General features: G+C 62.6%; 21 protein-coding genes and 3 pseudogenes. 17 read left to right on the top strand and 7 right to left on the bottom strand.

The genetic code is table 11. The features are described 5' to 3' along the window. The 11 genes and pseudogenes from ACRYA2_RS15885 to ACRYA2_RS15835 all read left to right on the top strand — a co-directional run. Nucleotides 1-1,449 carry a cytochrome b gene (locus tag ACRYA2_RS15885; RefSeq protein WP_433630164.1) on the top strand — a complete coding sequence of 483 codons (1,449 nt, stop codon included), beginning with the start codon at nucleotides 1-3 and terminating at the stop codon, nucleotides 1,447-1,449. Beyond that, entirely contained in the window at nucleotides 1,442-1,630 is a 189-nt protein-coding gene (locus ACRYA2_RS15880) for a DUF8120 family protein (protein ID WP_433630161.1), read from the top strand. The genes ACRYA2_RS15885 and ACRYA2_RS15880 overlap by 8 nt, the downstream gene beginning before the upstream one ends. Continuing rightward, nucleotides 1,627-4,665 (top strand): nitrate reductase subunit alpha, encoded by a 3,039-nt coding sequence (gene narG / locus ACRYA2_RS15875; protein WP_433630158.1) that lies wholly within the window; start codon nucleotides 1,627-1,629, stop codon nucleotides 4,663-4,665. Before ACRYA2_RS15880 ends, narG begins: the two co-directional genes overlap by 4 nt. Further along, on the top strand, nucleotides 4,662-5,798 hold the full coding sequence (gene narH, locus ACRYA2_RS15870; RefSeq protein WP_433630155.1) for a nitrate reductase subunit beta: 1,137 nt from the start codon (nucleotides 4,662-4,664) through the stop codon (nucleotides 5,796-5,798). The genes narG and narH overlap by 4 nt, the downstream gene beginning before the upstream one ends. Continuing rightward, on the top strand, nucleotides 5,795-6,643 hold the full coding sequence (locus tag ACRYA2_RS15865; protein ID WP_433630130.1) for an ethylbenzene dehydrogenase-related protein: 849 nt from the start codon (nucleotides 5,795-5,797) through the stop codon (nucleotides 6,641-6,643). Before narH ends, ACRYA2_RS15865 begins: the two co-directional genes overlap by 4 nt. Beyond that, nucleotides 6,643-7,344, top strand: a complete 702-nt coding sequence (locus ACRYA2_RS15860) for a molecular chaperone TorD family protein (protein ID WP_433630122.1) — start codon at nucleotides 6,643-6,645, stop codon at nucleotides 7,342-7,344. The genes ACRYA2_RS15865 and ACRYA2_RS15860 overlap by 1 nt, the downstream gene beginning before the upstream one ends. 1 nt (nucleotide 7,345) lies before the next feature. Beyond that, nucleotides 7,346-8,299: a DUF8068 family protein gene (locus ACRYA2_RS15855; protein ID WP_433630120.1), complete on the top strand. Its 954-nt coding sequence runs from the start codon at nucleotides 7,346-7,348 to the stop codon at nucleotides 8,297-8,299. Next, on the top strand, nucleotides 8,296-9,294 hold the full coding sequence (locus tag ACRYA2_RS15850) for a HEAT repeat domain-containing protein (RefSeq protein ID WP_433630117.1): 999 nt from the start codon (nucleotides 8,296-8,298) through the stop codon (nucleotides 9,292-9,294). The genes ACRYA2_RS15855 and ACRYA2_RS15850 overlap by 4 nt, the downstream gene beginning before the upstream one ends. A 3-nt stretch (nucleotides 9,295-9,297) precedes the next feature. Beyond that, complete coding sequence (locus ACRYA2_RS15845; RefSeq protein ID WP_433630114.1) at nucleotides 9,298-10,551, top strand: P-loop NTPase; 1,254 nt, start codon at nucleotides 9,298-9,300, stop codon at nucleotides 10,549-10,551. A gap of 48 nt (nucleotides 10,552-10,599) precedes the next feature. Beyond that, nucleotides 10,600-11,214, top strand: a complete 615-nt coding sequence (locus ACRYA2_RS15840; RefSeq protein WP_433630111.1) for a molybdenum cofactor guanylyltransferase — start codon at nucleotides 10,600-10,602, stop codon at nucleotides 11,212-11,214. Then, nucleotides 11,214-11,324, top strand: a pseudogene (locus ACRYA2_RS15835) (four-helix bundle copper-binding protein); the annotation flags it as partial. The gene ACRYA2_RS15840 and the pseudogene ACRYA2_RS15835, both read left to right, overlap by 1 nt. A gap of 8 nt (nucleotides 11,325-11,332) precedes the next feature. On the opposite strand, the gene ACRYA2_RS15830 reads toward ACRYA2_RS15835, so the two are convergent. Further along, complete coding sequence (locus tag ACRYA2_RS15830; RefSeq protein WP_433630108.1) at nucleotides 11,333-11,710, bottom strand: SHOCT domain-containing protein; 378 nt, start codon at nucleotides 11,708-11,710, stop codon at nucleotides 11,333-11,335. Nucleotides 11,711-11,899: 189 nt separating this feature from the next. Between ACRYA2_RS15830 and ACRYA2_RS15825 the strand changes: the two are divergent. After that, nucleotides 11,900-12,300 (top strand): annotated as a pseudogene (locus tag ACRYA2_RS15825) (DUF302 domain-containing protein). Nucleotides 12,301-12,359: 59 nt separating this feature from the next. On the opposite strand, the gene ACRYA2_RS15820 reads toward ACRYA2_RS15825, so the two are convergent. Then, entirely contained in the window at nucleotides 12,360-13,235 is an 876-nt protein-coding gene (locus tag ACRYA2_RS15820) for an FRG domain-containing protein (RefSeq protein ID WP_433630105.1), read from the bottom strand. A gap of 637 nt (nucleotides 13,236-13,872) precedes the next feature. Between ACRYA2_RS15820 and ACRYA2_RS15815 the strand changes: the two genes are divergently transcribed. Beyond that, entirely contained in the window at nucleotides 13,873-14,523 is a 651-nt protein-coding gene (locus tag ACRYA2_RS15815) for a hypothetical protein (protein WP_433630103.1), read from the top strand. An 80-nt stretch (nucleotides 14,524-14,603) separates the two neighbouring features. Here the strand turns inward: ACRYA2_RS15815 and ACRYA2_RS15810 are convergent, their stop codons facing one another. From ACRYA2_RS15810 to ACRYA2_RS15790, 5 genes and pseudogenes are all read right to left on the bottom strand, one after another. Further along, nucleotides 14,604-15,614, bottom strand: coding sequence for an ArsR/SmtB family transcription factor (locus tag ACRYA2_RS15810; RefSeq protein ID WP_433630100.1), 1,011 nt, complete (start codon nucleotides 15,612-15,614; stop codon nucleotides 14,604-14,606). Between the two features lie 169 nt (nucleotides 15,615-15,783). Beyond that, nucleotides 15,784-16,553 (bottom strand): annotated as a pseudogene (locus ACRYA2_RS15805) (class I SAM-dependent methyltransferase). A 472-nt stretch (nucleotides 16,554-17,025) separates the two neighbouring features. Beyond that, on the bottom strand, nucleotides 17,026-17,595 hold the full coding sequence (locus ACRYA2_RS15800; RefSeq protein WP_433630097.1) for a DsrE/DsrF/DrsH-like family protein: 570 nt from the start codon (nucleotides 17,593-17,595) through the stop codon (nucleotides 17,026-17,028). A gap of 2 nt (nucleotides 17,596-17,597) precedes the next feature. Beyond that, nucleotides 17,598-17,981, bottom strand: coding sequence for a DsrE family protein (locus ACRYA2_RS15795; protein ID WP_433630094.1), 384 nt, complete (start codon nucleotides 17,979-17,981; stop codon nucleotides 17,598-17,600). Between the two features lie 5 nt (nucleotides 17,982-17,986). After that, complete coding sequence (locus ACRYA2_RS15790; protein WP_433630091.1) at nucleotides 17,987-18,229, bottom strand: sulfurtransferase TusA family protein; 243 nt, start codon at nucleotides 18,227-18,229, stop codon at nucleotides 17,987-17,989. 204 nt (nucleotides 18,230-18,433) lie between these two features. Here ACRYA2_RS15790 and ACRYA2_RS15785 point away from each other — a divergent pair, with 204 nt between their 5' ends. From ACRYA2_RS15785 to ACRYA2_RS15770, 4 genes are all read left to right on the top strand, one after another. Next, nucleotides 18,434-19,612, top strand: coding sequence for an MBL fold metallo-hydrolase (locus ACRYA2_RS15785; protein WP_433630089.1), 1,179 nt, complete (start codon nucleotides 18,434-18,436; stop codon nucleotides 19,610-19,612). Further along, on the top strand, nucleotides 19,612-20,115 hold the full coding sequence (locus ACRYA2_RS15780) for a YeeE/YedE family protein (protein ID WP_433630086.1): 504 nt from the start codon (nucleotides 19,612-19,614) through the stop codon (nucleotides 20,113-20,115). Before ACRYA2_RS15785 ends, ACRYA2_RS15780 begins: the two co-directional genes overlap by 1 nt. Next, entirely contained in the window at nucleotides 20,112-20,564 is a 453-nt protein-coding gene (locus ACRYA2_RS15775) for a DUF6691 family protein (protein ID WP_433630083.1), read from the top strand. The genes ACRYA2_RS15780 and ACRYA2_RS15775 overlap by 4 nt, the downstream gene beginning before the upstream one ends. A gap of 93 nt (nucleotides 20,565-20,657) precedes the next feature. After that, on the top strand, nucleotides 20,658-20,807 hold the full coding sequence (locus tag ACRYA2_RS15770) for a DUF7512 family protein (protein WP_433630080.1): 150 nt from the start codon (nucleotides 20,658-20,660) through the stop codon (nucleotides 20,805-20,807). The last annotated feature ends 2 nt before the right edge of the window (nucleotides 20,808-20,809 follow it).

Below are 20,809 nucleotides of genomic sequence, written 5' to 3'. Positions count from 1 at the left end.
ATGTGGGACCGCATCTACGGTTGGCTCGACGGGCGCTTCGATCTCGACGACGGCAGCGAGTTCCTCGGCAAGGCGTTCCCGGCCGAGGATTCGTTCCTCCTCGGCGAGGTGGCGCTGTTCACGTTCTTCGTGCTGGTGCTGACGGGCGTGTTCCTCGGATTCTTCTTCGAACCGAGCACCACCGAAGTCACCTACGAGGGGAGCGTCGCCCAGTATCAGGGCCAAGACCTCCCGGCGGCGTTCGTGAGCGTCCTCCACATCACCTACGACATCCCCTACGGGATGTTTCTCCGGCGGATGCACCACTGGGCCGCCCACTTCTTCGTAGCGTCCATCGGCCTCCACCTGCTCCGGGTGTTCTTCACCGGAGCGTACCGCAACCCTCGAGAGCTGAACTGGATCGTCGGCGGACTCCTCGCCGTGCTGGCCATCTTTGCGGCGTACACGGGCTACTCGCTCCCGTTCGACGAGTTCGCCAGCACCGCGACCGGCATCGGCTACAGCATCGCCAAGTCGGTGCCGGTGTTCGGAGACGTGCTGTCGAAAATCGTCTTCGGGGGCCAGTATCCCTCCAGCGCGACAGTACCGCGGTTCTACTTCCTGCACGTCTTCGCCATTCCGGTCGCTATCATGGGTCTCATTGGCGTCCACATGGCGATACTGATACGCCAGAAGCACACTGAGGCCCCCCGGAGCGGCGACGTAGCCGGGGAACTCACCATCGACCGAGGAGACGACACCTATGTCGTCGGTCTCCCTGCGTTCCCAAATCAGACCGCGGTCAGCGTCGTGGTCTTCTTCCTGACGCTGGCGTCGGTCTCCCTGCTCGCGGGGTTCCTGCCGGTCCACAACGTCGCGGAGTACGGTCCGAACGACCCGGCCTCGACGCCCGGTCTCATCATGCCCGACTGGTTCCTGATGTGGGTGTTCGGTTTCCTGAAGCTGATGCCGTCGTGGACGAGTTTCACGGTGCCGTTCACCGACATACACGTTTCGACGGAGTTCCTCAGCGGTATCGTCCTGCCGGGCATCGTGTTCGGGGCGATGTTCCTGTGGCCGTTCATCGACTACCGCGAGGAGCCAACCCACTTCACGGTGGACCCCATGCGCAGGCCGTGGCAGACCGCTGTCGGCGTCGCGGGAGTGACGTTCATCATGGTCGCATCCCTCGCAGGGATGAACAACATCCTCGCAGAGGTGGTCCACACCCCGACCGGTACTATCAACGCGATTCTGATCGCGAGCGTGTTGCTCTACCCCCTCGTTGCCGGCGGAATCACGTACGTCGTCCTCCGCGGGAGCGATTCCGCAGCGCCCCCCGGTCGCGAGGAGGCCGCCGCGGACGGTGGGTCGTCGGTTGCGGCCGACGACCCGCCTGTCGACGAGGAGACGGCCAGTCCTCAAAGAGGACGGTCGGACGACGCTCGCGGAGGTGGTCCGGATGACTGACCACCGCGTGACCGTAGCCAGTCGGACCTACCGGCTGCTCGACTACGCGACGAAAATCGTGGGCCTCGCGCTTGTCGCCGCCGGACTCGAAGTCGGCGGCGCGACGACGACGGGACTGTTGCTCGGACTCAGTGGGACAACGCTCGGACTAACGACAGTATTTATCGAGAAACGACAATGAGCGACAATCAATCGAACGCAGAGAGCGCAGGTGAATCAAGCAGTGGTGTCGGTCGTCGCGACTTCCTGAAAGGCATCGGTCTCTCGACCGCCCTGGGCCTGTCGGAGAGCATCGTCGCCGACGAACTCACCCAGTTATCCGGCATCGAAAGCGTGGACGGTGCGGACTACATCGGCAACTACCCCTATCGGGACTGGGAGGACTTCTACCGCCAGAAGTGGGACTGGGACTCGGTGGCGCGGAGCACGCACGGCGTCAACTGCACGGGATCCTGTTCGTGGAACGTCTACGTCAAGAACGGGCAGGTCTGGCGCGAGGAGCAGGCCAGCGACTACCCCGCGATCAACGACGAACTCCCCTCCTCGAACCCCCGTGGCTGTCAGAAGGGCGCGTGCTACACCGACTACGTCAACGCCGAACAGCGAATCAAATACCCGCTCGAGCGCGTCGGCCAGCGCGGCGAGGGCAAGTGGAAGCGCATCTCGTGGGACCAAGCCTTGACCGAAATCGCGGAGAAGGTCATCGAGGAGGTCCAGCAGGCCAACTACGACGCTATCTCGGGGTTCACCCCGATTCCGGCGATGAGTCCCGTCTCGTTCGCCTCGGGGTCGCGGTTCGTCAACCTCCTCGGCGGCGTGAGCCACAGTTTCTACGACTGGTACTCGGACCTCCCGCCGGGCGAACCCATCACGTGGGGGACCCAGACTGACAACGCCGAGAGCGCCGACTGGTACAACGCCGACTACATCATCGCGTGGGGGTCGAACATCAACGTCACGCGCATCCCGGACGCGAAGTTCTTCCTCGAAGCCGCGTACAAGGGGGCCAAGCGGGTCGGCATCTTCACCGACTACTCCCAGACCGCCATCCACTGCGACGAGTGGCTCTCGCCGAAGGCCGGGAGCGACGCGGCGGTCGCACTCGGTATGGCCCGGACCATCGTGGACGAGAACCTCTACGACCAACGCCACGTCAAAGAGCAGTCCGACATGCCACTACTCGTCCGCGAGGACACCGGGAAGTTCCTCCGGGTCGCCGACGTGCCGAACCTCTCCACGGATGGCGACGCCGGGAAAGTGTTCGTGATGGTGGACCAACAGGGCAACCTCCGGAACGCACCGGGATCGCTGGGCAACCGCGACGGCAAGCACGACGAGAACGCCAGCATCGCCCTGAACTTCGACCCGCAACTGAACGTCAATCGCCAGGTGAACGTACAGAGTGCTGGGAGCGTGCCCGTCCGGACCGTCTGGTCGCACGTTACCGACGAACTGTCGAAGTACACCCCCGAGCGCGTCAACGAACTCACCCGCGTCGGAGCGGAGACCCACCAGCAGATCGCCCGCGAGTTCGCCAACGTGGACAAGGGCAAGATAATCCACGGGAAGGGCGTCAACGACTGGTACCACAACGACCTCGGCAATCGGGCCATCCAGTTGCTCGTCACGCTCACGGGCCACATCGGCCGACAGGGAACCGGCTTCGACCACTACGTCGGCCAGGAGAAAATCTGGACTCATCGCGGTTGGCAACAGCTATCCTTCCCGACTGGGAACGTCCGCGGGGTACCGACGACGCTGTGGACCTACTACCACGGCGACATCCTCGGGAACATCGACCCCGACACGCGCCGGCGGATTCAGAAGTCCATCGACAACGGATGGATGCCCGTCTACCCGAAGGAGCGCGAGAGCGGCGAGCGACCGGACCCGAGCGTCTTCTTCTGCTGGCGGGGCAACTACTTCAACCAGTCGAAAGGCGGCGTCGCCATCGAGAACGTCCTCTGGCCGAAACTTGACCTCGTCGTGGACATCAACTTCCGGATGGACTCGACGGCGCTGTACAGCGACATCGTGCTCCCGGCCGCGAGCCACTACGAGAAGCACGACCTGAACATGACCGACATGCACAGCTACGTCCATCCGTTCACGCCCGCCATCGAGCCGCTGGGTGAGTCCAAGACCGATTGGGAGATATTCCGCCTGCTGGCCCAGAAGGTCCAAGAAATCGCCAACGAGCGGAACCTGGACCCGGTTCAGGACCGCCAGTTCGACCGCGACATCGACCTCACGACCGTCCACGACGATTACGTCCGGGACTGGCTGGACGACGCACCGGGCGCGCTGAAAGAAGACAAGGCCGCCGCCGAGTTCATCCTCGAACACTCCGAGGAGACCAACCCGGAGAACCAGGACGGCCGCATCACGTTCGACGACACGGTCGAACAGCCGCGGCGGTTCGAGGCGTCGGGCGACCACTGGACCTCGCCGCTGGAGGAGGGCAAGCCGTACACCCCGTGGAAACGCTACGTCCAGCAGAAGAACCCGTGGCCGACGTTCACCGGGCGACAGCAGTACTACATCGACCACGACTGGTTCCTCGACCTCGGCGAGCAGGTGCCAACGTTCAAGGAGCCCGAAGTGCTCCAGTCCAAGCAGAAGTACCCGCTTCAGTACAACACGCCGCACGGCCGGTGGTCAATCCACTCGACGTGGCGGGACAACGAGCACATGCTCCGGCTGCAACGGGGCGAGCCGATCGTCTACTTGCACCCCGACGACGCCGAAGAACGAGGCATCGAGGACGGCGACACCGTCCGAGTGTACAACGACCTCGACGAGATCGAGGTCAGCGTCAAGATATATCCAAGCGCCCAACCTGGCGTGGCGAAGCTCTACTTCGCGTGGGAGCGGTTCCAGTTCCCGAGTCGGGGGAACTTCAATACGCTCGTCGGGATGTACATGAAGCCGACCCAGCTCGTGCAGTATCCTGCGGACAGCGGCGAGCATCTCGAGTTCGTCCCCAACTACTGGGGGCCGACGGGCGTGAACAGCGACGTGCAGGTCGAGGTGGAACTGGTAGAGGACACCTCGGGCGACGCGGGAACCGACACCGCGACCGGGACGACGACCGAAGCGACGGACGAAGGAACGACGACAGAGACGACGAACGCCACGACGGACGAAAGCTCGATGGACGTCGAGGCGATCCCGGGCCATCCGCCCGACGACGCCGCCGGAGGTGACTCCGAATGAGTTCTCAGGATCAAGGGAACGAGACGACCACGACCGAGTCCGGCCAGCAAATCGACGTCGCGGACGGAATCAACCACCAGGTAGCGATGGTGATGGACCTGAACAAATGCATAGGGTGCCAGACCTGCACCATCGCGTGCAAGAAGCTCTGGACCGACACCGGCGGCCGCGAGTACATGTACTGGAACAACGTCGAGACCCAACCAGGCCAGGGGTATCCACGCGGCTGGGAGGACGACACTGGCGGCTACGCCTCGGCCGAACAGGCCGAAAACGACGGTCACGGTGAGTATCAGGAGGGTGACGGCAGCCTCCCGTCTCAGGAGGATTACGGCCGAGCGTGGGATTTCAACCACACCGAAGTCATGTACGACGGGAGCGACGCGCCGCTCCGTCCGGAGGGAAACGACCCCGAGTGGGGACCCAACTGGGACGAGGACCAGGGTGCGGGGGAGTACCCCAACTCCTACTACTTCTACCTCCCGCGCATCTGCAACCACTGCACCCACCCGTCGTGCGCAGAGGCCTGTCCCCGGAAGGCCATCTACAAGCGCGAGGAGGACGGCATCGTGCTCGTCGACCAGGAGCGATGTCGCGGCTACCGCTACTGCGTCGAGGGCTGTCCGTACAACAAGGTCTACTACAACGTCATGCGCAAGCGCTCGGAGAAGTGCATCTTCTGTTACCCCCGCATCGAGGGCGAGGGGTCGGGCGACGGCAACTTCAACCTCAACGACGGCGACGCGGTGCCGCCGGCGTGCGCGACGGAGTGTCCGCCGCAACTCCGGCTGGTCGGCTACCTCGACGACGAGCAGGGACCGATTCACAAGCTCGTCAACGAGTACGAGGTGGCGCTCCGACTCCACCCCGACTACCACACGCAACCGAACGTCTACTACATCCCGCCGTTCGCCCCACCACAGCACGACGAGAAGACCGGTGAGAGCGTCGACGCCGAGCGCATTCCGCGGCCTCTCCTCGAAGAACTGTTCGGCGAGCAAGTTCACGCCGCACTGGACACCATCGAACGCCACCGCACGCGGGTCCAGGGCGGCGACGAAAGCGAACTCATGGACATCCTCACGACCAACAACCCGGCACAGCAGTATCGGCTGGAGGTGTTCGACCAGTGAGAGGGGAGTTCGCGGCGACGGCGCGGGAACTACTGATTGCCGGAACGCTCGTGCTCGCGGCGGCGGCGCTTCCGATACTGGTCGCGGGAGCGCCAGCCAACCAGATTCCGGTCATGGTAGCCTCCCAGTCGGAGGTCGGGGCACTCTCGAACCCGACGGCTCCGGCGTGGAACAACGCCTCGACGGTCACGGTCCCGCTGTCGAGCGCGCCGAGCCAGGTGCCCAACGCCAACCAGACGTCCGTCGACCGGGCGAACATCGAGGCGGCCCACAGCCAGCAACGGCTGTTCCTCCGGGTGTCGTGGGCCGACGGAACCAAGGACGGCAACGTCACGGCCTCGCAGTACGACGCGCCCAGAGTCAACTCCTTCGGCGACGGGGTCGCGGTCCAGTTCCCGGCAAACGTCAGCCAGCAACCCGGCATCGCCATGGGGAGTCCCCAGTCGATAGTGAACGTCTGGTGGTGGAACGGCGCGATGGACAGTCAAGAACTGCTAGCCGCCGGACCGGGGACCACTACGCCGTTCAACCAGACGGCCATCACAACCAACGCGACGTACAGCGATGGTCGGTGGTACGTCGTGTTCTCGCGGAACCTGACCGTCGAGGCTCCCGACCGTGCCTCGATACAGATGGACCAGGACGTGCCCGTCTCGTTCGCGGTCTGGAACGGGTCGAACGCCGAGCGAGCAGGCCGGAAGGCGGTCAGCGAGTGGTACACCTTCCCGTTCGGTCCGGGGCCGCAGGGACCGCCCTACCAGACCGTCCTGTGGCTCATCGCGGGGGTGGCCATCACTGTCGTGATCGCCGTCACCGCCGTCGCAGTCAAGCGGGGTGACAGGTGATGAACGGCGACACCACTGCTGACCACGAGGACCCGCCGCTGGACCGCGACGAACTCGACCCGGACGCCACGGCCCGCGGAACGGTGTATGCCCTACTCGCCAGCGCCTTCGAACACCCGGACGATGGGATCTACGACGCGCTCGCTGGGGGCGACCTGCGCGACGAACTGACGGCCCTGTTCGCCCGGACGCCACTCGACGTGTCCACCGAGGAGGTCGGCAGCGAGGACGACTACGACACGCTCTGCGCCCGGTACAACGACCTCTTCGTCATCGGCTACTCCGAGTACGAGGACCGGACCGACGGTACCCTCTCGACCGACGAACCGCCGGTCCCGCTCTACGAGTCGGCCTATCGGCCCGAGGCGTCGTGGACCGACGTGAACCTCGACCTCGCGCGGGCCTACGACTACTACGGGGTCCGACCCGCCGCCTCGGACCGGGAACACCACGACTACCTCGGTCTCCAACTGGAGTTCGCGGGCTATCTGGCCCGGCGCGAAGCTATCGAGGAGGAACTGGACGCCGCACGAGCGCGACTCGACCTCCTCGACCGCCACCTTCGCCTCCTCGTGGAGGGCGTCGTCGATGCGCTCGACGACGAACCGAACCCTGGCGCGTATGCCCGGTTCGCACGGGTCCTCGACGAGTTCACCGCCGCGGACCGGGCGGAACTCGCCGACCGACTGGAGGGCGACTGAGATGAGCCAATTGGCCGGGCGGGTCCGCGAACGCGCGAGCGAGCAGGCGACTGCACTCATAGAGCGCACCGCGGTGGTCCGCCGGCGAGCGCGCTCGCTCACGGTCGCGGTCGTCACCGAGTCCTGGACCCGGCGCGTCCGACTCGTGGTGGCGCTCGTGGCGCTGGTCGGACTCGGCACGCTGGCCGCGACCCGAGTCGCGCTAAACGCACCTGTCACTCTGCCGAGCGTGGCGTCCGGCGCGTGGTTCGACGCGGCCGCGAGTGCGGCGGTCGTCGGTCCCGCGACTGCGGCGCTCGCGCTCGGCGTGACCGCCGACGAGTCGTGTTCCCAAATCGGGCTGATACTCGTCGGTGTGTTTGGTCTCCTGTCAGCGGTCACGCCCGCGGTCGCCCTCCCAGCGGTCGGGGCGGTCGTCGTCGGTGGCTGGCTGACGCTCGCCGGGTCCGCCGTCGTCTCCCGGTCGCCGACTCGTCGCCAGATTCGCGTCGGAGTCGTCGCCGTGGCACTTCTCGGAGGGTTGACGCTCTCGGTGTTCGGCGCGGTCGGCGTCCGTCCGGCGGCGTTCCGGACCGCCGGGACGACGCTCGCGCTGGTGGGCATGGCAGCGACACCGCTGGCGTTCCGGCCGCGAATGGGCGCGTTCGCGGTCGGTGGACTCGTTGCCGGTGTGACCTTTCACCTGACCGGGGCCGCGCCGTTCGTCTCGGGCGCAGTCGTCCTCGTCGCGGGAAGCGTCGTCAGCGCATCGGCGCTCCTGCTCGCGGTGGCCGTGGGCGGACTGGCGACGACGGTAGCCACGGGCGCGACGAACCGGCGAATCGCCCCCGCGGCGACCGGTCTCCTGCTCCTGACTGCTGGTGTTCCCTCTTCGATTCCGCGAGCGCTCGGCGCGGCACTCGCGGTAGCGTTCGTTCTCGCGCCGATTCCCGACCAGCGAGGTGATTCTACGTGAGCCACGAACACGACAAGAACCCCGACCACGGACAGAACCACGACACTGGCTGTGGACGAGATTTCGACCATCAGCACGACCACGACGCGAACCGAGATGACGCGCCGCAGGACTGCGGCTGTGGCGGTGACTGCAGATGCACGAGCGACCCGTACGACGACGAACCCGAGTACGCGGAAGTCGAGGAGGACCCTGACCCGCAACTCGATCCGACGAGCAGTCCGGGGGTCGGCCACACCCTCGACAGTCTCGCCGACATCGAGGTGAGCCGAGACGTGACCCTCGGCGAGGTAGCTCCCGACGAACTGACCGCTGGCGACACTGACCCGGTGGCCGATGACTCGGCGCGCGAGTTGCTCGATGACCTCGCGGAGGGGTCCCGGAAGGATCGACGTCGGGCCACGCTGGCGCTGGCCGAGACCGACGGCTCCGAGGCGGTCGTGGCTGCCCTGTCGTCGGTCGCGCTCGGCGACGACGACGCCGACGTGCGCCAGTTCGCGGTCGAATCGCTCGCCAAACTCCGGGCCGAGGGCGCGGGCGACGTGGCGCTGGCCGTCTCGCGCGACGACGACGACCCGTGGGTCCGGGCCGAGGCCGTGGTGGCGCTTGACCGCATCGACCGCGAGGCGTACGCTGACCGGATGGACGAGGCGCTGTCGGACGATCATCACGCAAGTCGCCGGAACGCCCTCATCTCGCTGTTCAAACTCCGGGGGGAGGACGTGCTGGACGACGCCATCGAGATGGCAACCGACCCGAGTGAGCGCGTCCGTGAGTGGGCCGCCCACGTCCTCGGCGGCATCGACGACGACCGGGCGCGGCGGACGCTAGAGGGGATGGCGATCAGCGACGACAGCGATATCGTGGCACTGACTGCGCGACACGCTCGGTCGGTAGACCCGGACCGCTTCCGGCGACGGTTCACCGGCGCGATGGCCGAGGGCGACACCCTTCTGCCCGGCGAAGACCTGCTGAACCGACAGCCGAACTTGTAAGCTATGTCTACGGAACACCAACTTCGGGAAGACGTGGAAGCGACGCTCCGGTCGGTCAGGGACTCCCGGACCGAGATGAACGTGTTCGAAGCCGGACTGGTCGCAGACATCGAAGTCGAGGAGGAGGCGGTCACCGTCGAGGTCGATTTGACCCAGTTCGACCCTCGGACCAGCACCGAGGTCATGGAGACGATGTTGAGCGCGGTCCGGGACGTGGCGGGCGTCGAGAGCGCACACGTCGAACCTGCTACTGCCGACACCGAGGGCCGAGTGTCCATCGCCGAGATAGATTCGGTCGTCGCAGTCGCGTCCACCAAGGGCGGGGTCGGCAAGTCCACTGTCGCCACTCAGTTGGCTTGCGCGCTGGCGGCCGATCGAGACGTGGCGCTGTTTGACGCCGACATCTTCGGGCCGAACGTACCCTCCCTGCTCGGCGTCGAGGGGCCCATCATGTCCGACGACGAGGGGCGGCCTATCCCGGAGACGGTCGGAAACTCCGACCTCGAAGTGCTGAGCGTCGGCCTGATGACCGACGGCGGCCCGCTGGCGTGGCGGGGCGCGATGGCTCACGACGCGCTCTCGGACCTGTTCGCCGACGCGGCGTGGGACGCCCCCGACGTGCTGGTCATCGACCTGCCGCCCGGTACCAGCGACGTGGCACTCACGACGCTGCAGGAGGTGCCCATCGACGGGGCCGTCTTCGTCACGACACCGTTCCACACCAGCATCGAGGACACCCGTCGGAGTCGCAGGCTGTTCGACGAGAACGGCGTTCCCGTCCTCGGCACGGTAGTCAACATGGACCGGTTCGTCTGCGAGGAGTGCGGCCACGACCACGACACCTTCCCCGGCGAGACCCCGATAGACGACCTCGACATGCAGGTGCTGGCTCGCCTCCCGTTCTCGACGGACCTGCAAGCCGCGCCCGAACCCGGCACCGCACCCGACTCGTTCGCGTCGCTGGCCGACACCGTGATGGGCCGACTGGAGAACGTCGAGCGCCTCGAACTGCCCGAGAACCCGGTGGATCTCCGGGGACTGGAGGCACAACAACGCGTAGATCGCGTGCGCGAGACCTTCGAGAGCCTCGACTCCGGGGAATCACTCTACCTTGTGAGCGACCGCGATCCGACACAGGTTGGCGATTTCCTGACCAATCTTGCAGGTACGGACGGAAAGCCGACCGAAGTACTCCCCGAATTCACGGTTGAACGTCGAGGGCTCGAAAAGTGGGCGCTCAAAGCAGTTCATCCCTGAGTAGCCGTGTCCAGAGATTTTAGCCGTCACCCCTCGTTTAGCGGCGTCGTGCTCGCTGGCGGCCACAGCCGACGCTTCGGCGAGACGAATAAGGCGATCGCGGTCGTGAACGAGACGACGTTTGTCGAACGTGTCGTCCAAGCAGTGAGCAGCGTAACGGACAACCCACCGATAATCGCTGTTGATACTACCGACCAACGTGCCACCGTAGAGACGGGACTTGATTCGGTGGACGACCTTGTGTTTACGTCCGACACGCCATCGTTTCAGGGGCCACTCTCGGGCCTGTACGGATCGCTCTCCGCTATCGACGATCAGTGGTTGTTCCTGACTGGGTGCGATATGCCACGACTCTCCGCTGAGGCGATAGGGTGGCTCGCAAGCCGGCTCCCGACAACGTGTGCATCGCCGGATGCGCTCGTCCCGGTGCATTCGGACGGTGAGCCTGAACCGTTGCACGCGTTCTATCGACAGGACGCCGTGGCCGACGTTCGCAGTGAACTTCGGTCGGACGCCAGCCTCCGAGCACTCCACGACGCCCTGCCAGAGCTGGAGACCGTTCCAATTTCGGCCGCTCCGTCGGACGTGTCGCTTGATGCCTCGGTCAAGAACGTCAATACGAAGCGAGAATATCACAGGATTCGGCGCAAAATCGAGAAATAATGTACTGCGAGTGGTGCGCGGAGAAGTGTCCCGACGAGGGCGTGGATATGTCCCGGTGCATCCGACTCTGCCGGGACGTGGCCGACCTCGCCAGCGACAACGTCCGATTCACGATGTACTAGTGACCGGCATCGCCGTGACGGGAAAGCTTTGCCCGGAGTGTTTCGAACTCCTGGTCGTCGATTTCACCACGAGCGTATCGTTCTCGGAGCGTCGCCAGCGCGGGGTCGGTCCCCCGCTCGGATCCACGACGACTCACCAGGACGTATACGAGCGCGAGCGGGATGACGAGGAGGATGACCATCCAGAGGACTCCCCAGAGTCCCATCCATCCGGATCCGGCCATCCAGCCGTTTCCCCACATGTGGCCTCCGCCCCACATGTGTCCACCGCCAATTGGGTCGGCGAGGACCGTTCCGGTCGCGGTTGCGACGAGCGTCGTCACGGTAGCGACTAGCGCTACGGTTTTCGTTTCGAGTTGCCTGGCAAGAGTCATGTGGAGTTCACCCTTCTATCTGCTACTACGACGACTATCGGATTATATCGAGCCGTTCATTCTCACCGCCTGAGAATGCCGTTTTGGTGCGATTTACCTGTATCGCCGTCCCCGATAATGAAGGGATAGCGGCGACCGCGATTGTGCCTCAAACACTATGCCAATGGCGGACGAACTGGGGGAGTGGCTATGGAGTACACAATGACCCGCCGCGTCGATGGGCCGTTTCAGGATATCGTCGATTCAGTCATCGAGGCGCTGGAAGAGGAAGGGTCGGCGTCCTGAGTGACATCAATCTACAGGCGAAACTGGAGGAGAAACTCGGTCTCGAAGGATATCCGGAGTATCGCATCCTCGGCGCGTGTAACCCACCACTAGCAGAGCAGGGATTGGACGCCGAACGCGACCTCGGGACGCTCCTGCCATGCAACGTCGTAGTCTACGAGGCTGACGACGGCGACGTGGTCGTCAGCGCCGTCGACCCGCAGACGTTGCTCGGCGTCGTCGACAACCCGGACTTAGATGGCATCGCCGGAGACGTTCGCGACCGATTCGACCGCGTACTCGACGACGTTGCCGCCGAGTACTGACGGGGTTCTCCGCCACAGCCCATTACTTTTCAGCTACTTGCTCCCCGCGTTCGCCGTGCTCAACAGGGTTTGTAGTACTCTTTCAGCCACGTCGCGATTCCGTCGAGACCAGGGAACAGCGTACGGTGGTTGATGTTCGCCTGGTCTAGCTTGTCGCGAAACTCCTGTTTGCGATTGGCTGGGATGATGATTTTCCAGTAGAGGTCCGGATGTCGTTCGAACCACTCCTCCATCGAGGTCCGTGGGTTAGCCATACTCGAGAAGAGTGCCGCCTGATTGACGATGCGTTGGTCGATCGACGGTGGCTGGAAGAAGACGATATGGTCATCCCCCCGTTGTTTCGAGAATTCCGTGAGGACGTCTCTGACGTCAAGCATTGGAAGCGTCTGACGGTCGGCCAGCTGTCCTTCCTGTTCCTCCGACTGCTCGATCACCAGCCTCATGAGGTCGTAGAGCATCGCCGCATTGTACATGTCCGTTCCTAGCTCGGCAAGAAACTCTTGGAAGTGGTCGGGGAGGCGCTCGTGGGCAGCCTCGTAATCGACCGCCCAAATCAACCCGTCAGCGTCGGGCGAGCCACCAGTTGCAAAGTACGCAGCGACTGCCGGGGAGTACGTCCAATCGAGGAGACGCGTCGGTAACCCGTGGTGCTGGGCGAGCGCCATGAGGTGGAACGGTGACTCGGGCTGGTCGATTTCCTGGCGCGCGTACTGCCGAAAGTTACGAAGCAGGTGAACCTCCAGATCCCACCTGCCCGATTCGCCGACGAACCGGTGAAGCGACGTCTCGAGGTTGTGGTCGCTGTCGGTCATCCCGCGGAACACGTACGGCGACCGATGGCGTCCGAGTTCTTCGTCCCACGCGTCTCGGTACAGGAGACGATGGAGGGTCGCCCAGTCGTCCGCAACGAACTCGTGCTCCCCCACCTTGGTCATGAGTCACTAGTCACTCGCGGGGCATATGTATGGTCGGCTTCGTCCGATACAGAGATCTACTTGGTTCAGACCTCGAATAGACGATACAACCGACAGCGCTATTGTGCAGCCGATTTCCAGTAATCCACAATCTTCGACGTGAATACGAGGAGGAGAACGTCATCACCGTTGATTTCGGGCCGGTGTTGAGGCATCTCTCGATATCGTCGGCGAGACCGGATCGTCGTCGCCGTTTCACCAACATCGATTTCGTCATCGCATCCTGCGAGCATTGCGCCCCCATAGTTGTGATACACACCAGTCAATTCTGATGAACCTACGTTCAGCAGCAATCGGTCCCGAACGACATCTTCACACGTGGACAGACAGTGGTCTACGACAAACGTGCCAACTCCAAAGGACGTCCCTTCGGGACACCGGTACAGCCGATGGATTTCGACGTATCATCTCACTTGATGAAATATAATTCAACTAATACTTATTGCACCCCACCACATCGATTTGGTAGGGGTTGACATGCCACTATTTCCCTCGTGGAGTCACCCCTCCGCCGTCCACCCACGTGGTCGGCAACGCAGTCACGTCCGAACAACACCCACGACACACCATGAAACGAACGTCAACAACGGGAGAACCAGTGGAGAGTGACCGAACGGCAACGGACGGGAACCATCTCGACGTCAACCGTCGTCGACTTCTGAAGGCGGGCGTCGTTACGGCGACCATTGCTGCCGCCGGAGGTGGACCTGGAACTGCCATAGCGCGATCGACCGATTGGGACGATATCACGCTGACCGATCAGCTGAATGTCGTTCGCGAGGCAACGCAGCCATTCAAACGATTGGAGAACATGGCCGAAGCCGGGTACGTCAGTGCGCCGATTCCGCTCGTTTGTAGCGAGGGTCTTCACTTCGACAATGCCGCCCTCTGGGAAAAAGGCGAACTTGACCCCGAAAACCCACAGTCCCTCTTCTATATGGTCGACGAAAATGGGAAGCTCGAACTCGGCGGCGCCGAGTTCATCCTCCCTACCGAACTGGACGAGAACGACGATCCCGAAGTTCCCAAGCCTGATCTCTTCAACGACGAAAGCGAACCACTAGAGGGGGATACGCTTCGAGGGACACCTGAGGAGGACGGATGGATACTCATCGAAGATCCCGGGACGGGAATGCATATCTGGGACTTGCACGTGTGGGTGCACGAAAGGAACCCGGAAGGCGTGTTCAGCCTGCCGAATTCCAGGTTCGCCAACATGCCCGGTTGTGTCCCCCTCGACGAACTCTGACCCCAGTGCAATCGGTCTGATTTCCGGATGTATGGGGGCGGTTCGAGACGGATGCCTCGGGAGTCAAGCCCCGAGGCGATTCACACCGGGCCTCCCTCTCTCGTTACGTCGACGACGTTCACGTTCTCGTCGAGCGTCAGTTCCAATTCGGCACCCTCATGCTGGAACGTAACTCGAACTCGGGGCGGGTCTGTCGTGATGAGTTCAAAGTCAATGTCCTCCCTGGGATCTACGTCTCGATATCGCGGTTGGAAACTCCCACTGTCATCGTCGTACTGGAGGGGAACCCCATGGTCGGCGTAGAAGGCGATTACGGCGGGATGGTGCATGACCAGCCACGAGCACGATGGCACATACTCGCCAGAGGCCTTGCAGACGGGACAACGAAACCGAGCCATCACCTCGTACCGCCGATCGCAATTTGGACATACCCCCTCGGCCCCGTGGTCGTCACAGACGTGCAGCCACCCCTCCATCGGGCCCGAGCACTCGGTACACACCCCTTCGACCGCGGATTGCAAGTCCCACGTTCCCCTGACAAAGGCCGCATTGAGTAGCTCTTCGGGCTCCCGGTCAGTCACAACAGCCGGATTGAGGTTCGCCCCCGCGAGCGTCCCCTCCGGAAACTGATCGCGGTTCCCGAATCGCCCTTCGCACTCGGTACAGACGTGAAAGAGCCACTCGTCGTGGTAGGTGACCGCCGTGGGCGCGCCACACACGGGACAGGCCCGGTCGACCTCGGTCGGGGCGAGTTCAGGGTTGTCGAGGCCCGCGCCCGCGATGACCGATTGCACGAGCCGGTGGCCGGCACGCCGGAGTTCGTAGCCGTCGTCGGTCTGCCGGACGAAGTGCCCGACGAGTTGCGTGAGATGGTAGTTGAACTGCGAGCCATCGCGCATCCCGACGCGTTTGCGCAACTCCGCGAACGTGACGGTGTTCTCCGCTTCAAACGGTTCGTATGCCTCCCAGAGGGCCAGCAAGATCGCCAGCCGGGTCTCGTTCCCCAAGGCGGCGAACGCCTCGGTCGCGCGTGGCCCGGCAGCACCCGCAGCCGTCTCCAGTGGTGACTCGGTCGAATTCGATTTGGACATGTGAGTAGGTAACACACACCGTGATATAAAACGGAGGGCGAGTGCTGAATACGCGCCCTGTATTCAGCACGCTCCGGATGAGTTGCCAGAAGCCTGCCAGAATAGGCGTGCTACATACAGAGGGTGTTTTCAGCAAACGTCAATTGCTCGTTCCTACTCGACCGCCGACTTACTTTGCGACTGTCCAGAATCGAACACTCTGTGGCACGTTCCACAGGATCTCGGGGAGGTCGCTTTCCGTCGGTTCGTTTTCCCTGACCTCATGACGCCTGTGTTCGATGAGCCGTCGAACCTCGAACCCGGCGTCGACGAGAGCATTGTGAAGGTCGGCAACCGTTCGGTCGAAGACGGTCAACTTCGATTCGTAGTCCTCGTCGATCGTAATCTCCCGAGGGCTAGTATCGAAATAGCTCCCCTCGATACTCCCCGTGTCGTTATCGAGATTCTTGTAGAGGGGATGGGGCACGCTGAGTACAAAGACACCGCCATCCCGCAGAACGCGATGGGCTTCGAGGATCGCTTGGTCGAGATGTTCGACCATCTGGAAAGCTGCCTCGGAGGACGCTACGTCGAACTCGTCGTCAGCGAGCGGAAGGTTCGTCACGTCACCTTTGACAAACTGGGCTTCAACGCCGTAGAAGTTCCGTAACCGTCGTGCGTGCCGCAGTTGCTCCCCAGAGAAATCGACTCCAACGACGGTCTCAGCTCCTAGTTTGGCCGTACCGACGCTACCTTGTCCCCCACCGCACCCCAGTTCGACGTAGTCCTTGCCCTCGACAGAAGCGAGAATGTCGGGGTGGCGGCCTCCCGGGGCATCCGGCGCAAACGGGGACGGGGCTGGCGGAAGCTCTCCTTCCCCCGATTTGCGTTCCACATGGCCTGGAACTCCTCGCTCCACTCGTTCCAGAGTTGTTGGTTCCCCTGTTTATGCTCAGTCATGAGTCGTCCTCCAGTCGCACGTAGTATCAATATTTCGTAGATTTGGTACATCGCCACACGAAGTCGAAGTTCGACTTGTTGATAACGATAGAAGCGATCACGTCGCCAGAACTCTCGGGGGCCACGCTTTCCAACAGTTGAAGAGTACGCTCTTGACGTAACAACATGGACGAGAGACCGTACGTGCCCTGTATTCAGCACGATGCGACTATTACCTTCATTTAATATACTGTTCGGTGATTAGTTCGCACCACGAACTGAACAGCGCTGTCGGGTAGATGTATAGTACAGAGCATTGGTTGAGCAATTCGGAGTCCACCTCTTTGCCGACGGAATTCGTCCGGCGGGTCTACAGGCGGAGCAGGCCGAGTACCTCGGGTCACGCTCCGAGGGTGAAGGCCGTACGTCCCGCTAAACGTATTGATATAGACTGTTCCACGAGTTTACTGGTGAGAGCGAAGAAACGCGGGCGTTAGATGAGAAGTTGGATGTCGGCGTCGGCCATGTCCTGAATCGCCGTGGCGGCGCCCACGCCCGTCCTCACGCCGTCGTAGAAGTCGTCCTCGTCGTAATCCATCAGGTCGATGGTCATCTGGCACGCCTGGAACTCGACGCCCATATCGAGAGATGTCTCGATGAGTTCTTCGATGGTAGCGGTGTCATTGTCGTCGATTTTCTTCTCCATTATCTTCGTCGTCACGCGATCCATGCCGGGGACCGCGGCGACGGCGTTCGGCACAGGCATATTGGGGTTGCCGACCGAACTCAGCTTCAGGTTCTTCGAACGCTCCTCGTGGAGGATGTCGAGTCCCCAGAACGTGTGGAACACCGTCACTTCGTAGCCGAACGCGGCGGCGGTGCTCGCGAGGATGAGCGGCGGGTACGCCATGTCGAGCGTTCCCTTCGTCGCGATGATCGACACTTTCGGCTGGCCGTCGTCTGTCGCTGCGGCGAGCTGTGTCTCCAACTCGTCGATACGAGCAGCGAGTTCGGCGCGCGAGGGAGCGCCCTCACTCGATGACGGTGATGTATCCGTACTCATCGTCAGAAGGTGAACACCTGATCAGCATTCTCGACTTCCTCGAGAAACGTGGCCGCGCCTGCAAATTTGGTGGTGACGGTGTCGTCGATCGACTCCTGGTCCCATTCGAGCATGTCGAGCGTCGTCGTGCAGGCGACCGTGGTGACGAGATTGCCGCCGTCGGCGACGAACGCATCGAGCAGGTCGTAGGGATTAGGCATCCCTGCTTCGAGCAGCGGTTCGATCTCTGAGATATCCTTCTCGCCTTCGAGGAGGTGCGTGAGTCCGTCGAAAGTGAAGTAGACGAGGACCTCGGTGTCAGATGCGATAGCCGTGTGTCCGAGGTTCATCGCCATCGCGAGACTCTTCGGACTGTCGTTGTCGACGATTATTCCGATTTTCTCCATCGTGATCACTCGGTCTTGCGCACGTAGTGTGTGTACGCGTCGTCGCCTTCCTGCTGGTCGACGAGTTCGACACCGTCGGTTGTATCGGCCCAGCCGCCAAGGTCGCTCATGCTTCCGGGATCGGTTGCGAGGACCTCTAGTATCTCGCCTTCGGCGAGCTGGTCGATACTCTGCTTGGTCTTGACGACCGGCATCGGACAGTTTTCGCCCTTTACGTCGAGGGTCTCGGTGACTTCGTACTGCGTCATGATATTGACTTCACTACCCAATACTGGGTGGGCTTTGAAAAACGTGTCGGTGGTAATCCCCTATTGAGGCAATACCCTCATGCTCGCTATAATTATGGGCTCTTTAGCGGCGCTAAGCGGCAAAATTCCAAGGGGGAGTGTTGTGTAGTAGATGAACTACTATACAAAGCCTTATTTACGAGCAGTCGGTAGACGGGAGTGACGATGACCGAAACGGACCCCGAATCTGACACAACGGTCGCATCGACCACGCCACCCGAACTGAAGGATCGCATCGACAGCGGCGAGGATGTGTTTATTCTCGACGCACGCTCGAAGGGCAACTTCGAAGAGTGGCACATCGACGGCGAGAACGTCGACATTGTGAACTACCCGTACTTCGAGTTGCTCGACGGCATCCCTGAGAATCTCCACGCAGACCTCCCCGACGACCAGCGTATTACTGTCCTGTGTGCGAAGGGTGGTTCGAGCGAGCTCGTCGCCGAACACCTCGACGAGGACGGCTACGACGTCGACCACCTTGCACACGGCATGAAGGGCTGGGCACGTATCTACGAGTACCAAGAACTCGACGTGGACGTCGACGCCACGGTCGCCCAGTACCGACGGCCATCCAGCGGGTGTCTCGCCTACCTCGTCGTTTCCGACGGTGAAGCCGCCGTAATCGACCCGCTCCGGGCGTTCACCGACGAGTACGTCCAAGACGCACGCACTCTGGGCGCCGACCTCGTGTACGCACTCGATACGCACGTCCACGCCGATCACATTTCTGGCATTCGCGACCTCGCGACAGAGACGGACGCGACGGCAGTCCTTCCGGCGGCAGCTGCAGATCGTGGCGTCGACTACGAACAGTCCTACGAGACGGTCACTGACGGTGATATCCTCTCGGTCGGTGACATCGATATCGAGGTCATCTATACGCCCGGGCACACGACCGGCATGACCGCATACAAAGTCGGTGACGTCCTGTTCACGGGCGACGGGCTCTTCACCGAGAGTGTGGCTCGTCCCGACCTCGAGGATCCCGAGACTGCGAAGGATGCAGCCCGGACGCTCTACGAGAGCCTGCAGAAGCAGGTCCTAACCCAGCCCGACGACACGGTAGTCGCGCCGGCGCACTTCAGTGATGCGGCGACGCCAAACGACGACGGTACGTACACCGCGGAACTTGGCGACTTGGTCGAGCGTATGGATGCGCTCACGATGGACGAAGACGAGTTCGTCGAGTTCATCGTCGCGGACATGCCGCCTCAGCCGGCGAACTACGAGGACATCATCGCCACCAACCTCGGCCAGCAAGCTCCTGATAACGAGGAGGCGTTCGAGCTCGAACTTGGCCCGAACAACTGCGCTGCGAGCGATGAAGCCCTGACTAACTGATGTTGGAGCCACTCGTCCCGCTGCTCGCATTCGGAGATCCCTTCCCGCGAGGGATACTGCCGTACCTCCTCGGCGGCCTGCTCGTCGGGGTCGGCGCGGCAGTCATCTATCTCGCAACCGGGATCATCGCGGGCGCGAGTACGTTCCTCGAGTCGACGCTCTCGTACGTCTCGGGTGTCGACCGGTTCAACCGCTTCAAGTACATCCAGTCGCGCGGCTGGCGGGTCGTGTTCACCGTCGGTATCGTCAGTGGCGCGGCCGTCTGGGGGCTCGCCCTTGCGCCCGACCCAGCCATCTGGACAACTGATGTCCAGTGGTGGCGGCTGCTTGGGGGCGGCTTCCTCGTCGGCGTTGGCACTCGCCTGGGCAAAGGGTGTACGTCGGGTCACGGCGTCTGTGGCGTCGGCTCGCTGTCCAACACCTCGCTGGTGAACGTCGCAACCTTCCTGGTTACCGCGATCGGGACCGCCCAACTCGTCGCGGCCATGGGGGTGTCACCATGAGTGAGAGCGAACGCGGCCCCTTGTTCCTACCCATCATCTACATCGGGGGGCTCATCTTCGGACTCGGCCTGGCCATCAGTGGGATGGCTCGTCCCGAGGTCGTCCTGGATTTCCTCCAGTTCGACGACTTCGGCCTCCTGTTCGTAATGGGTGGAGCAGCTGTCGTCACTGGTATCACGTTCGCCGTGGCAACCCGGTTCCTTGACAGCGCACCCCTCACCGGCGACGCGTACACTCGCCGCCTGAAGTCGTTCGACAAGAACGTCCTGCTCGGCGGCGCTATCTTCGGCGCCGGGTGGGGGCTCTCCGGTATCTGTCCCGGAGCTGCCTATGCCAGCTTCGGCGTCGGAAACTACCCCATCCTCTGGGCGATTGCGGGGATGTTCCTCGGTGCGTACACACAGGGATACGCTCGGTCGCTCACTACTGGCGACGCATCAACCAGCTAACTATCATGTACTCATCCGCTTACAGCACAATCGAGCGACAGCAGAATTGCACTATAATGGTACATCAGAACAAGATAACTGAGGCTGCGTAACATGTTCGGACTCGAAACCTTGAGCGGTTCAGCGCAGGCGATAGCCACCGTGGGGCTCGTCTTCGCGGAGGCAATCGTCCTGTACGTCGGGTATGGTGCGCTCAATAGTATACTCGGTTCAGCCGTGATCGACGCGGTTGGAGGTGACTGACG

This window comes from Halomicrococcus pelagicus (assembly GCF_050954125.1).
Note: the sequence above shows the minus strand (reverse complement) of the source record. Positions and strands in the feature narration are given on the sequence as shown.